Origin of the sequence: Synechococcus sp. HJ21-Hayes (genome assembly GCF_024345835.1) — a bacterium.
In the GTDB taxonomy this organism is placed as follows: domain Bacteria; phylum Cyanobacteriota; class Cyanobacteriia; order PCC-6307; family Cyanobiaceae; genus Vulcanococcus.
Genome location: NZ_JAGQBW010000011.1, coordinates 69,441 through 81,563, shown reverse-complemented (window position 1 = coordinate 81,563; position 12,123 = coordinate 69,441). Strand labels below are relative to the sequence as shown.

The window sequence follows — 12,123 nt, the reverse complement described above, 5'->3', positions numbered from 1 at the left end:
CCCTGACCCCGCTGAGACTATCGGCCCATGAGGCTGTTCATGAACTGCTGTTGGGCGTCCACCGCCTGCTGATAACGATCCAGTAGGGCCTGGGACATCCGCTCTGAGGAGGGTGACCCAAGGCCGGACTTGGGCAATGGGGAGCTGTTGACCGGCGGAATCGGGGGAAGGGTATCGATCCAACCCGGTGCCAGCACTGGCTGACGCGGTGCAGGAGCGGGGATCGCCACTGGTGCCTGGGGAGTCACGGCGAGTCCCGGAGGGGCCGGAGGTGGGGTGCGTTGCCGGCTCGTTTGGGATTCGGCTGCGGCCTTGGCAATCAGAATCTGGCGCTCCCGCACCCGGGCCAGCTGCTGGTCCGGAACTACACTCAGCAGGTGGCCTGGTGTCGCATCCGCGGGATAAACGAGACTCACCTTGACCGGATTGTTCTGGCCCGGCTTGAGGTTCAGGGACGCCAGGGAGAGGCTTTCTCCAGATTTCATGCCCACGTGCACCTCCTGGTAGCCCTCGTCGCTATTGATGCCGATCGAGCCGCGAAAAGCGACAAATGGACGTCCACCGGTGGGAGTGGGATGGCTCAGCACAAGCTGGTGGGGGCCGGCCCCGGAGAGGTTGAGGGTGACGTCGAAGCGGACGCCGTAGGTGCCGATGTTGTTGACGGATGAATCGAGCATGCGACTGGCCAGCGGATTCACCTGCTGCTCTCCGGTACCGAAGTTGTGCCGGTTCGTACTGGTCAGGGGCACATGCAGGGCCCCCTGGCTGAGGTCATGATTGAGGCTGGCCTCGTAGGTGTCCCCAAGGGCCACGCCGGCAACCCGGGAGAAGACCGTGCCGTTCTGGATCTGCCCCACCCGGTTCAGGTAGATCCGGCCAGGGGCGAGCCTGCCGCTATCCATCTCCGCGATGATGTCCTGGTCGCTCTTGGGGTCTTCGGCCGCAACCACGGCCATCTGAAAGGGACCATCGCTACGCCCTTTCAGTAAGCCATTGGCGATGCCGCGGGCTGGCAGCTCAGTGCTGAACAACACGGTGCGGCTGTAGGGGGCGATGGTGATGGTGTCGGAGAGCTTGTGGTCAAGCTTGCCCCGCAGCATCTGCACAGCCGTGGCGTCACCAGGGCCGGTGTTCCAGGGTCTGGCCCCGAGAGGTTTGACGCCCATCAGGTAGTTGGGCAGGTAGGGAGCCTCAAAGCTGTTGCGCACCGCCCCCTGTTGGAAGCGGATATGAACTGGACGAGCCCCAGGGTTGATCAGGATCGTGGCGAGGGTCAGCTTGCCCCTCGGACCAGTGCCGCGACCCATGCGGCTGCGGTCCTCCGGGTAGTACTTGTGATGGACGTGCAACCCGAAGTCACCATTGAAGGTGTAAGTGGCGTTGTCCAGGGGTTGGTTGGTCTCTGCGGCCATGGCGGAGCCAGGGGTGGTGCTGACCAGAATTCCCGGCCCATGCACCTCTTCGGGCTGGTTGGAGTGCAGCACCGGCACGTTGTTGAAGTTGCCCTTGAGCGGGCGGGCTGCCTGACCGGCCATGAGGGCGACGTAGGCGCGCGCTGGCACGCCGACCAGGATCACGCCACCCACCAACGCGAGCATGAAGGGCCGCATGAGACCTATGGGACCAACTGCTCTCAAGATGCGAATAAAGACGGTGTGCGGTGGGATCAGGCTGGAATTGCTTCAGCTCCTGATGGACTTGGTGGCGGCAACAACCCTGCCGGATCCTGAAGATCACGGGCTGACCCGGGATGAAGGGCGCGGGGGCCCTAGACAGATTGGCAACGTCGCAGCCAGAGGAGTCTGGCCGCTAGAACAGCGACTTGCTGACATTTTCCCATGCTCCCGCCGTTCTTTTGCTGTGGAGAGGGCGGAACCGCTGAGCAGTTCCGCCGCCGTCACCAGGATCGCAAGCTGCAAACCCTCACCTTCTGGCGCGATGGCCTCGAGCGTCAGCTGGCTGCGATCAATGCGGCCATCAGCACGCTGCAGAAGCAGATGGGGGAGACAGCAGACTCCTGAGTTCCGCTAGGCCCCGATGCAGGTGGCGATGCACGGTGCTGGGGCTCACCCGCCAGCGCGTTGCAACCTGCCGCAGGCTGTGGCCTCCCATCACCACCTCCTGAATGGCCTGGCGTGCCTGCTGATCAAGACGCTTGACTGCCTGTAGCAGCTCCTCGTACTGCCGTTCACCGCTGAGGGGAGTTCCGGGGGCAGCCAGATCGTTGGCGGCGTCGAGGGACACCATCCGAGCCTTCGGCATCTGAAGCTGCTGCTGCCAGCGCTGCAGGCTCAGGCCACAGGCCGCCCTGAGCTCGTTGTCCCTGGGTTCGCGGCCCAGCTCAATCACCAGCCTCTGACGTTGCTGGCTCAGTTGATGGGTCAACTCCTGCTGGCGCCTCGGCTGGCGGATGGCGGGGGCCAGATCCCGCAGGTAATGCAGGATGGCACCGCGGATGTGGGGCCTGGCAAACACGGCGAAGGGCACCTGCTCGGCACTGCGATAGCGCTCAGCAGCCCGGATCAAGCCCAGTAAACCCACCTGTTGGAGATCATCCCGCGACTCGGGGCAGACCCTGGCGTAGTGCCGGGCGATGGGTTGAACGAGGTGCAGATAGGTCTCGATGCGGGCATTGCGCCGTTGAATCGTTGACTGACATGTCGCCATAGCGGTTGAGGACAAACGGATGTAGGGGGGAACCGTGGCACCGACTCCCTTCACCACAAAGCCAGCCTCTGGATGCTCTCTACATCCGAGAAATCACCGGACTTCTGCCGCCACCGCCCCCAGTAAGGCCAACGGGCCATGCCGCTCCAGCCAATGCTGGTCGGAGTGGTCGGTGAGCAACAGGGAGCCAGCGAACCCCAGGGCATTGACGCTGAATCCCGCCCACTGCTCCCGCGTGCGGCGGACGGTCATGAACCACTGGTCATCGAAGAGCAGGTTGTAGGGCTGCCGCGGAGCTGGGTCCTGCTGCGGGGTTCCGAGGTCGAGCGCAGCGCTATGGCGGAGATAGAGGCTCGCCAGTTCCGCGGCCGCAGCGTCCACGCAAGCCCTGGCCTGCTGGCGTGGGCTGATGCGGTAGTGCCATGGCCAGGGGGACTGCTCACCCCGCAACTGGGCCTGGATGCTGGGGGCCAGCGGGCAGCTCACCGCACCGTTGCGTCGGGGCAGCAATTGCAGGTGGCGATGGGGCTGACTAGCCCCAGCCGCCGCACAACTGTTGAAAAACCACAACCCGCCTGTATCCGCGCTGATCGCTGCGACGGCCCGCCAGTCGGAACCGGTGAGCCAGCCGGCCTGGGGCTGCCACTGCTGACTGATCAGCAGGATGTGCCCCTCCTGGACGGGGTATTTATTCAGCAGAGCTAGGTGGGTCGTGCCTAGACGCTGCACCTCCAGCTCGGGATCCCAGGGAAGGAAGGGATTCGGCTTGGGGCCAGCACTGCGCAGGTGTTTGGGGGTCTGCGAGAGCAACCGACGCACGACAAAAGGCCCTGGGATATCCAGCGGCACCAGTGCCGTGCTCAGGGGCATCAGGGCGCCTGAGCCCAGGGCTGAGGCACTCCGATCAAGCGCTGCTCGCCAGAGCAGCTCGGCTCTGGGGACGCCGCTGCTGGAGAGGATGTTGGCCACGGCTCAACCGCTGCCCGCCCGGAGCCGCGCCAGGGAGGCTCCGGTGTAGTAGCGAGCCAGGATCTGGTTATAGCGATAGCCCTGACGAGCCAGGGCCTGAGCCCCTTCCTGGCTCATGCTGGCGCCAAGGGTGCCATGGGCCTCCCAGCTGATCTGGCTGTTGGCCGCGTAGAGGCTTTCCACAATGCCGCCCTGATAGCTGAGGATCAAACCGGCCGTCTCTGCCGCCGCCCGGCGCGTGCGGTCGTTGCTGCTTCCGAACCCGCGGTAGGCCTGCCAGCGGGTGGTGTCCCCCAGGTGCCAGTGCTGGCTGGCGGGGCGGGCCATGTGGGCCAAGGCATAGGACCGGGCCGCCACAGCCTGGGCCTTGAGGGCCTCCATGTCCCAGGAACTGGGCATTTCCGCTCCCACCACCGAGGCGATGTACTCCTCGAGAGGTAGGTGGTTCACCACCTGGAACCTGCTGCCCTCCTGCACGAGCCGCAGCCGACCGCTGTAGGCGCTGCCATTGAGGCGCACCCGCTCGCCGGGATTGGTTTCCAGCCACAGTTCGGCCGGCAGGCCACCACTGGCCGCCACCTCCAGGGTCTGGTCGTGCCCTCCACGCCGCAGCACCTCACCATCACGGCGCCGTAGCCACCAGGGTCCAGTGGCACCCAGCTGCACCTGCCCTCCGGCCGACAACAGCGCCACCCGAATTTCAAGGTTGAGCGGTGTTCCCCTAGCCGGCTCACCCAGGGCCAAGGCCCCTGGCTTGGCCGTCCGCTCTGCAGCCACTCCCCGTAGATCGTCACGGGCGCTGGCCCGGGGTGTTGTGTGGGCCGGAGGGGTCTCCAGCATCGCCTCCAACATGGGCCCGCTGAGGGTGGCAGGAGTGGGCATCAGGCCCTGCACCGCGAAACCCACACCCAGAGCACTCAGGCCCAGAGGAGCTGTGATCAGCAGCCCTTGCAGACGGACCAGTCGCCCCCTGCGAGCGGCATCCCACCAGCGTTGATGAGCCCGTCCCATAGGAGATGGCCAGACCCGGTCAGGCGGACCAGGTCCGCTGCCGGAGATTCGCAAAGCATTCCACCACGGCGTGCAGAGGGCTGCCAGCCCACCACCTGCGATCGATCCAGGGTCGTCAACCACCAAGGAGCCACCAGCGCATGGGCGGATCCCGTCACGGGGTCCTCTGGAATGCCCAGGCCTGGCGCAAAGAAGCGCAGCTGATAGTCAGCGGATTGGCCGAGAACCCGGGGGCGATCTGCACTGTCGCCGCTGAAGGCCTGCATCAGCACCAGCCCCGGACGCTCCTGCGCCTGTAGTGCCCCTGGGTCGAACGCCAGCGCCTCGAGGTCCACAGCCTCGTCCAGCAGCGCCACGCGGTAGCCGAGGGCGGAACCCCAGAACTGAAGGGGTTGGCAACCAATCAAGGCGGGGAGATACTCCGGGCATGGAGCCGACTCCAGGCCACCGCCGGGCAGAACCAGCGATGCCGTGCCTGATGGATCCGCCAGCAGGCTCACCGCCAGCGGACCGCTGCGGCTGGCCAAGCTGACGGACATCCCGGGGGCCAGCAGCTCCCAATGGCCCAGAGCAAGGGTGGCCGCCAGGGTGGCGTGGCCACACAGGGGGACCTCACAGCTGGGGGTGAACCAGCGCAGGGCCCAGCCCCCGGACTGCTGCGGCAGCAGGAAAGCTGTCTCCGACTGCCGAAAGCTGGTGGCCAGGGCCTGAAGCCATGGATCTGGCATGGGCTGCTCCAGCAGCACCACAGCGGCGCCATTGCCTTGGCACGGCTGGGCCGCGAAGGCCTCCACCAGCACAGCCCGTAGCCTCGGTCCAGTCATGGCAGGAACCGGCCCGTGGCCAGCTTGGGCAGCCCTTCGGCCTTGAGCTCCCGTTCCATCAGCTGCCGCACCGCATCCAGAGGCGTGAGCTCACCGGCGATCAGCGCTGCCACCTGATGGCTGATCGGCAGGTGCCAGCCTTCACGGCCCGCCAGCTGCTGCACGGCCTGGGCGGTGGGAACGCCCTCCACCGTGCCGCCCACCCATTGCAGGGCCTCTTCGGTGGAGCAGCCCTGGGCCAGTTGCAGGCCGAAGCGGTAGTTGCGGCTGAGGGGGCTGTTGGCGGTGGCCAGCAGATCCCCGAGCCCCGCCAGCCCATAAAGGCTGGCGGGTTCGCCCCCAAGGGCTTGAATCACCGAGCCCATCTCCAGCAGGGCACGGCAGAGGAGCGAGGCCTTGGCGTTGGCGCCGAGGCCCAGGCCATCGGACACCCCAGCGGCAATCGCCATCACGTTCTTCAGGGCACCCGCCACTTCGGTGCCGATCGGATCGCTGTTGGTGTACAGCCGCAGGCGATCGGATTTGAGTGCCTGCTGCAAGCCTCGGGCCAGCTCGGTATCCCCACAGGCCAGGACACTGGCGGCGGGAAGGCCCTGGGCCAGTTCCTGGGCCAGGTTGGGGCCACTCAGCACGAGCACCCGCAGGCTCGGGTTCTGCTGCTGCCACAACTGCGATGGCGTGTAGCCCTGCGCAAGGTCGATTCCCTTGCTGCAGCTCACCAGGGGCAATCCCTCGGGCCAACAGGGCCCCAACGCCCTGGCAAGGGCGCTGACTCCCGCCATCGACACCGCGGCCAGCACCAGGTCGGCTCCGGCGAGCACCTGGGCGGGATCACCCCCCTGGCGGCGGCTCCAGCCCTGGATCCTGTGACCCTGGTCGGCCAGCAGGTCCGCCAGGGTGCTGCCCCAGGCGCCTAACCCCAGGACTCCGATCTGCAATCCCATGCCGCCACTATGCGGCACCAGCGGCGTGTTGCTGCAACAGCTCCAGGGGAATCACGCTGAGGGTGCTCTGCTCACAGGCCTGCAGGACCACCCGTGGGGCCATGCCGTCCTCGAAGGCCTCCAGCCAGCGCTTGGCACACACGCACCAGTGATCCCCAGGCTTGAGGCCAGGAAAGTCGTAGGCGGGCATCGGGGTGGACAGGTCGTTGCCCTGGGCCCGGGTGTAGCTGAGGAATGCCTCATCCACCACGCAGCAGACGGTGTGCAGGCCCAGGTCTGCGCCATTGGTGCGGCAACTGCCGTCGCGGAACCAGCCGGTCATGGGGGCACAGCTGCACACCACCAGGGGTTCACCGAGCACGTTGAGAGCCGTTTCCACGGGATTGGCCAAGGCAGTGGTGGCGGGCAGTCTGACGAAGGACTGGCACAAAAAGGGGCCAGGAGGTTGACGGATTCGGGGGGGCAGGCGTTAAAGGTCTTTCAGCAGACCCCCCTACATGAGCTGGGACTTCACCGAAGACGCCGCCTTCATGGCCCTGTGTGACGCCTTCAAGGAGAGCGGTGAACGCTCGGCCATCGAGTTCCTGGCCAATGGCGAGGGTGCGTTCCATTTCCAGGAACTCACCCAAAACGCCGCCGGCGAGGGCATCGATCTGAGCGACTCCACCGAGCTGGAGGAGTTTCAGCAGGAAGTGATCGAGACCCTCGAGGACATGTGCAGCTGAGTCTCAGCTGTAGAAGAAGGCGATCTCCTTGTCCTTCAGGCCCTCCCAGCCTGCGGCCTTCAGGCGGGCATCGAGGGTCTGCTGGTCGAAGTGCTTGCAGCCGGTCTTGACGATCCGGTTGCGCATCGATTTCTTGACGCCGCTGCGCGCGCGCTTGCTCTCCAGGTCCATCACCTCGGTGTAGAGGCTGATCATCTCGGCTGGAATTGGTGTTCCGTCGAGATCGATGCCTGAGGCGATGGCGTCATCGACGCCGCCGGGACCGGCAATGGCCATGGGTTGGTGATCGGGGCCCCGCGAGGCTAGGGACTGACGCCCTTCAGGCGCTGAAGTATCGGGCCTGGCTGTGCAGGGCCACCAGGGCTGTGGTGCTCTGCTCCGGCTCCAGCTGATCGCTCTCATCCATGCGCAAGCCGATGCGCTCTGCCTGGAGCCAGGAGAGCTGCTGGCGCGAATCGGCCACGTTCGGGCAGGCCGGGTAGCCGAAGGAATAGCGACTGCCGCGGTAGCGCTGGGCCAGGACATCACGCAGGGCCTCAGGTTCCTGCTCGCCGAAGCCCATCTCGCGGCGGATCCGGGCATGCACCCACTCGGCCAGGGCCTCAGCCATCTGCACTCCCAGGCCGTGGAAGTAGAGATAGTCGCTGTATTGATCAGCCTGGAACAGCTCCTGGGCGAAGGCTGTGGCCTTCTCTCCCATGGTCACCGCCTGCATGGGCAGCACATCCGTGGCCTGGAGGACAGTCGAGTCGGCAGCGGAGGCGTCGCAGTAGAAATCGGCGATGCAGTAGCGGTTGCCCGAGCGTTGGCGCGGCAGGGCAAAGCGACCCAGTTCCAGCAGGCGGTTCTGCGGATCGAACACCACCAGGTCGTTACCGCTGCGGCCGCAGGGGAAGTAGCCATAGGCCACCCGCGGTGTCAACAGCCCCTCGCGAATGCAGCGCTCCTTCCAGGCCTGCAACACGGGCTCAGCCTTCTCCGCCAGCATCGCCTCATAGGCCTCACGGCTCTGCTGCTGGGTCTTGCGCAGTTGCCATTGCCCCGCAAACAACGCATTGCGATCGAGGTAGGTGAACACCTCCTCGATGGGAATGTCGGCTTCGCTCAACAGCTGTGTGCCCCAGAACGGTGGCTCGAGGGCGGGCTCCTCAGGCACAGCCTCGGAGCGGTGGTCGTTGGGTCCCGCTTCGCTGGTGGGGGCACTGGCAGCGGTAGCCGTGGCGGCGCCATCAACCTGCGGTTCGCTGACAATGTCGGGGGCGGGGCTGGCCTCCAGTCCGAGGCCCTCGGGCGCGCCGGCCAGGAAGCCGCCAGCGTTGTCCCATTGGCCTGCATCCCGGGCCGTCACGTAGGCGTCCATGAAGCGCAGATCGGCGAAGGCATCACGGCCGTAGATCACCTGGCCCCTGTACACCTCGCGGCAATCCTTGTTGACGAATCGAGGTGTGAGCGCGGCACCGCCCAAGATCACCGGAACATCAATGCCAGCGTCGTTGAAGGCGGCGAGGTTGTCCTTCATGAAGGCGGTGGACTTCACCAGCAGGCCGCTCATGGCGATGCAATCAGCCTGGTGGAGTTTCTGGGCCTCGATGATGGCCTCCACGGGCTGCTTGATGCCGAGGTTGATCACCTCGTAGCCGTTGTTGGTGAGGATGATATCCACGAGATTCTTGCCGATGTCGTGCACATCGCCCTTCACCGTGGCAATCAAGAACTTGGCCTTGGCGGAGCGCTGTTGCTGACTACCATCAGCACCCTCCAGTTTGTCCATCAGCGGCTCCAGAAAGGCCACCGCTGATTTCATCGTTTCGGCACTCTGCAACACGAAGGGGAGCTGCATCTGGCCGGAGCCGAACAGCTCGCCCACCACCTTCATGCCATCGAGCAGAAAGGTGTTGATGATCTCCAGCGGCTGATAGTGCTCTAGACCCATCTTGAGGGCCTCTTCCAAGCCGATGCGCTCGCCATCAATGATGTGCTGTTTGAGGCGCTCCTCCACAGGCAAATCCGCAAGGGAGGGGCCTGAGGCGCGGGCCTCCTTGGCACTCACACCTTCGAACAGCTTGGTGAGTTCGGTGAGGGGGTCGTAAACGCACACGCCGTTCTCGAAGCGCCGGCGGTCGTAGATGAGGTCACGGCAGACCTGCTGATGCTCCTCGCTGATCTTGACGAGGGGCAGGATCTTGGCGGGGCTCACGATCGCTGCATCCATGCCGGCCTGGCAACAGTCGTGCAGGAACACCGAATTCAGCACGATCCGGGCCGCCGGTGAGAGGCCGAAGCTCACATTGCTGACACCCAGCACCACGTGCACACCGGGTAGATCCGTGCGGATGCGCTGAATCGCCTCCACCGTGGCCGCACCGTTGAGGCGGTCTTCCTCGATGCCGGTGGAGATGGGCAGTGCGAGGGGGTCGTAGAAGATCTCGTGGGCCGGGAGCCCGAATTCGAGGGCATCCCGGTAAGCCCGCTGGGCGATGGCGAACTTGCGCTCCGCCGTGCGCGCCATGCCCTCCTCATCGATGGTACCCACCACCACCCCGGCGCCATAGGCCTTGGCCAGGTCCAGCACCTTGAAGAAGCGCTCGTCGCCGTCTTCGTAGTTGGTGGAGTTCAGCAGGCACTTGCCACCGGCCACCTTGAGGCCTGCCTCCATTTTTTGCCACTCGGTGGAGTCGAGCATCAGTGGCAGGTTCACATTGGTGACCAGACGGCTCACCAGTTCGTGCATGTCGCGCTCGCCATCGCGGCCGACATAGTCGACGTTCACATCGAGCACGTGGGCGTTCTCCTTCACCTGGCCCCGAGCCACGGCCACCAGGCCATCCCAGTCCTCTTCGGCCAGCAGTTCACGCACCTTTTTGGAGCCGCTGGCATTCAGCCGCTCGCCAATGATCAGGAACGAGTTGTCCTGCAGATAGGGCGTGGTGCCATAGATCGATGCCGCAGCCGGCTCGTAGCTGAGATGGGGCCGCGGATCGCTGCTGCTCAGCCGCAGCGCGGGGGTGCGTACCGCACGGCCTGCGGGGTGAAGTTCGCCGGCGAGCTGGGCCAGGGCTCCGATGTGCGCGGGCGTGGTGCCGCAGCAGCCACCAATCACCTGCACGCCGAGGTCTTCCACGAAGTGCATCAGCTGCATCTTCATCTCCACCGGAGTGAGGCGGTAGTGGGCCACCCCGCCGATGTTCTCCGGCAGGCCCGCATTCGGGATGCAACTCACCACGAAGGGGCTGTGCTCACTGAGGTAGCGCACATGCTCCTTCATCTGCTCCGGGCCCGTGGCGCAGTTGAGCCCCAACACGTCGATGGGGAAGGGCTCCAGAATCGCCACGACAGCGGCAATATCCGACCCCACCAGCATGGTGCCGGTGGTTTCCATGGTCACGCTCACCATCAGCGGACGGCGCTGCCCCGTACTGGCGAAGGCCTCCTCGATGCCCTGCAGAGCCGCCTTGATCTGCAGCACGTCCTGGCAGGTTTCGACGATGAACAGGTCGACATCACCGGCGATCAGTCCCTCGGCCTGTTCACGGAACGAGGCCTTGAGCGCATCGAAGCTCACGTGGCCCAGGGTGGGCAGCTTGGTGGTGGGCCCCATGGAGCCAGCCACAAAGCGGGGCTTCTCAGGGGTGCTGTAGGCCGCCGCCATCTCGCGGGCCAGCTCGGCGGCGCGCTTGTTGATCGCGAAGGCCTGATCCTCAAGGTCGTATTCGGCCAGCACGATCGAAGCTGCCCCGAAGGTGTCGGTCTCGATCACATCGGCACCCACCTCCAGGAACTGGCGATGCACCGCCTGCACCGCATCTGGCCTTGTGAACACCAGGTTCTCGTTGCAGCCCTCCAGAGCCGCACCACCGAAATCCTCTGCGGTGAGATCCATCTGTTGCAGCGAAGTTCCCGTGGCTCCGTCGAACACCAACACCGGGCGATCGGGGCTGTGTAGGCGCTCCAGAAAACCGATGCGCGGGCTGGACGTCGCCGCGGTGCGAACCGAAGTGTCGCTGGCGGTGAGGGGGGCGGTGCTGCTGCTCATCAACCGTTCAGGCGCACACGGGTAACCCAGTGGTCATAGGCGGGATCGCGGCCTTCTGTGATCGCCGTGAGGCGATCGCGGATGGCGTTCATGACCGGGCGATCACTCACCAGATCGGTGGTTTCCACCCGGCGTACCGGGGTCACCTTGGCGGCGGTGCCGCTGAGGAACACCTCATCGGCCACGAACAGCTCGGTCTTATCGACCGGTCGCTCCAGCGTGGGAATGCCCATGGCCTGGGCCAGCTCCAACACGCTGGCGCGGGTGATGCCCTCGAGAATGTCCTGGTCGACACCGGGAGTGATCAGCACGCCATCGCGCACGATGAACAGGTTCATGCCGCTGGCCTCACTCACCTTGCCGCGGCTGTTGAGCAGCAGCGCCTCATCAAAGCCGCTCTTCACGGCCTCGGTCTTGGCAAGGGAGCTGGTGATGTACGCGCCTGAGATCTTGCCGCGCAGGGGCAGGGAGCGGTCCTCCTGGCGGGTCCAGGAGCTGATGCGGCAGCTCACCCCCTCTGGCGACAGATAGTCACCCAACTCCAACCCATAGATCAGAAAATCGGTTTCGATGTTGTGCAGGCGTGGCGCAATTCCCAGGTCGCTGGTGTAAACGAAGGGCCGCAGGTAGACCGGGCAAGTGGGCTGGTTGGCCTGCAAAAAGGTGTGGATCGCGCTGTGGATCGTGTCTTCACTCAGCTCGGTGAGCAGCAGCCGGGCGCTCTGGCTCAGGCGCCGGGCGTGGCGATCGGCGCGGAACAGCAGGATTTCCCTGGGGTCCGCAGGATTGGGCAGGGCCCGCATGCCGCCGAACGCACCGGTGCCGTAGTGCAGGGCGTGGGTGGCCACGGAGAGGGTGGCTTCAGCAAAGGGAACGCAGCGACCACCGAACCAGGCGTAGGGGAGGAACTGATGCATTACGGGTGTGAGGTGCGGGCGGCGAGGTCGGCT

At 65.4% G+C, this 12,123-nt stretch carries 12 protein-coding genes; 2 read left to right on the top strand and 10 right to left on the bottom strand.

All coding sequences use genetic code 11. The features are described from left to right. Window positions 1-17: 17 nt before the first annotated feature. A complete protein-coding gene (locus tag KBZ14_RS10120; RefSeq protein WP_255118209.1) occupies window positions 18-1,598 on the bottom strand; it encodes a DUF3370 family protein in 1,581 nt (526 codons plus the stop codon). Window positions 1,599-1,838: 240 nt separating this feature from the next. Between KBZ14_RS10120 and KBZ14_RS10115 the strand changes: the two genes are divergently transcribed. After that, on the top strand, window positions 1,839-2,021 hold the full coding sequence (locus KBZ14_RS10115; protein WP_255118208.1) for a tektin family protein: 183 nt from the start codon (window positions 1,839-1,841) through the stop codon (window positions 2,019-2,021). Here the strand turns inward: KBZ14_RS10115 and KBZ14_RS10110 are convergent. The 6 genes from KBZ14_RS10110 to KBZ14_RS10085 form a co-directional block, all read right to left on the bottom strand. Continuing rightward, complete coding sequence (locus KBZ14_RS10110) at window positions 1,978-2,667, bottom strand: sigma-70 family RNA polymerase sigma factor (RefSeq protein ID WP_255118207.1); 690 nt, start codon at window positions 2,665-2,667, stop codon at window positions 1,978-1,980. The two genes, KBZ14_RS10115 and KBZ14_RS10110, sit on opposite strands and share 44 nt — an antisense overlap. A gap of 93 nt (window positions 2,668-2,760) precedes the next feature. Beyond that, window positions 2,761-3,636 carry an ATP adenylyltransferase family protein gene (locus tag KBZ14_RS10105; protein WP_255118206.1) on the bottom strand — a complete coding sequence of 292 codons (876 nt, stop codon included), beginning with the start codon at window positions 3,634-3,636 and terminating at the stop codon, window positions 2,761-2,763. Window positions 3,637-3,639: 3 nt separating this feature from the next. After that, complete coding sequence (locus tag KBZ14_RS10100) at window positions 3,640-4,518, bottom strand: SpoIID/LytB domain-containing protein (RefSeq protein WP_255118205.1); 879 nt, start codon at window positions 4,516-4,518, stop codon at window positions 3,640-3,642. Between the two features lie 56 nt (window positions 4,519-4,574). Next, window positions 4,575-5,471, bottom strand: coding sequence for a PhzF family phenazine biosynthesis protein (locus tag KBZ14_RS10095; RefSeq protein WP_255118204.1), 897 nt, complete (start codon window positions 5,469-5,471; stop codon window positions 4,575-4,577). Then, window positions 5,468-6,415 carry an NAD(P)H-dependent glycerol-3-phosphate dehydrogenase gene (locus KBZ14_RS10090; RefSeq protein ID WP_255118203.1) on the bottom strand — a complete coding sequence of 316 codons (948 nt, stop codon included), beginning with the start codon at window positions 6,413-6,415 and terminating at the stop codon, window positions 5,468-5,470. The genes KBZ14_RS10095 and KBZ14_RS10090 overlap by 4 nt, the downstream gene beginning before the upstream one ends. Before the next feature lie 7 nt (window positions 6,416-6,422). After that, window positions 6,423-6,737 (bottom strand): DUF2237 family protein, encoded by a 315-nt coding sequence (locus KBZ14_RS10085; RefSeq protein ID WP_261349008.1) that lies wholly within the window; start codon window positions 6,735-6,737, stop codon window positions 6,423-6,425. 175 nt (window positions 6,738-6,912) lie between these two features. Here KBZ14_RS10085 and KBZ14_RS10080 point away from each other — a divergent pair, with 175 nt between their 5' ends. Next, entirely contained in the window at window positions 6,913-7,140 is a 228-nt protein-coding gene (locus KBZ14_RS10080; protein WP_255118202.1) for a DUF8667 family protein, read from the top strand. 3 nt (window positions 7,141-7,143) lie between these two features. Here the strand turns inward: KBZ14_RS10080 and KBZ14_RS10075 are convergent, their stop codons facing one another. The 3 genes from KBZ14_RS10075 to KBZ14_RS10065 are packed head-to-tail and all read right to left on the bottom strand — an operon-like array spanning window position 7,144 to window position 12,090. Continuing rightward, a complete protein-coding gene (locus KBZ14_RS10075) occupies window positions 7,144-7,416 on the bottom strand; it encodes a small RNA NsiR4-regulated ssr1528 family protein (protein WP_255118201.1) in 273 nt (90 codons plus the stop codon). Window positions 7,417-7,459: 43 nt separating this feature from the next. Next, window positions 7,460-11,173 carry a methionine synthase gene (metH, locus tag KBZ14_RS10070; RefSeq protein ID WP_255118200.1) on the bottom strand — a complete coding sequence of 1,238 codons (3,714 nt, stop codon included), beginning with the start codon at window positions 11,171-11,173 and terminating at the stop codon, window positions 7,460-7,462. Beyond that, window positions 11,173-12,090, bottom strand: a complete 918-nt coding sequence (locus KBZ14_RS10065) for a branched-chain amino acid transaminase (protein WP_255118199.1) — start codon at window positions 12,088-12,090, stop codon at window positions 11,173-11,175. The genes metH and KBZ14_RS10065 overlap by 1 nt, the downstream gene beginning before the upstream one ends. Window positions 12,091-12,123 lie beyond the last annotated feature (33 nt).

Bases quoted from the DNA above. Each gene is read 5' to 3' on its own strand.
- KBZ14_RS10120 (WP_255118209.1), bottom strand. From the start codon at position 1,598: ATGCTCGCGTTGGTGGGTGGCGTGATCCTGGTCGGCGTGCCAGCGCGC.
- KBZ14_RS10115 (WP_255118208.1), top strand. From the start codon at position 1,839: ATGCTCCCGCCGTTCTTTTGCTGTGGAGAGGGCGGAACCGCTGAGCAG.
- KBZ14_RS10110 (WP_255118207.1), bottom strand. From the start codon at position 2,667: ATGGCGACATGTCAGTCAACGATTCAACGGCGCAATGCCCGCATCGAG.
- KBZ14_RS10100 (WP_255118205.1), bottom strand. From the start codon at position 4,518: ATGCCCACTCCTGCCACCCTCAGCGGGCCCATGTTGGAGGCGATGCTG.
- KBZ14_RS10095 (WP_255118204.1), bottom strand. From the start codon at position 5,471: ATGACTGGACCGAGGCTACGGGCTGTGCTGGTGGAGGCCTTCGCGGCC.
- KBZ14_RS10090 (WP_255118203.1), bottom strand. From the start codon at position 6,415: ATGGGATTGCAGATCGGAGTCCTGGGGTTAGGCGCCTGGGGCAGCACC.
- KBZ14_RS10085 (WP_261349008.1), bottom strand. From the start codon at position 6,737: ATGACCGGCTGGTTCCGCGACGGCAGTTGCCGCACCAATGGCGCAGAC.
- KBZ14_RS10080 (WP_255118202.1), top strand. From the start codon at position 6,913: ATGAGCTGGGACTTCACCGAAGACGCCGCCTTCATGGCCCTGTGTGAC.
- KBZ14_RS10075 (WP_255118201.1), bottom strand. From the start codon at position 7,416: ATGGCCATTGCCGGTCCCGGCGGCGTCGATGACGCCATCGCCTCAGGC.
- metH (WP_255118200.1), bottom strand. From the start codon at position 11,173: ATGAGCAGCAGCACCGCCCCCCTCACCGCCAGCGACACTTCGGTTCGC.
- KBZ14_RS10065 (WP_255118199.1), bottom strand. From the start codon at position 12,090: ATGCATCAGTTCCTCCCCTACGCCTGGTTCGGTGGTCGCTGCGTTCCC.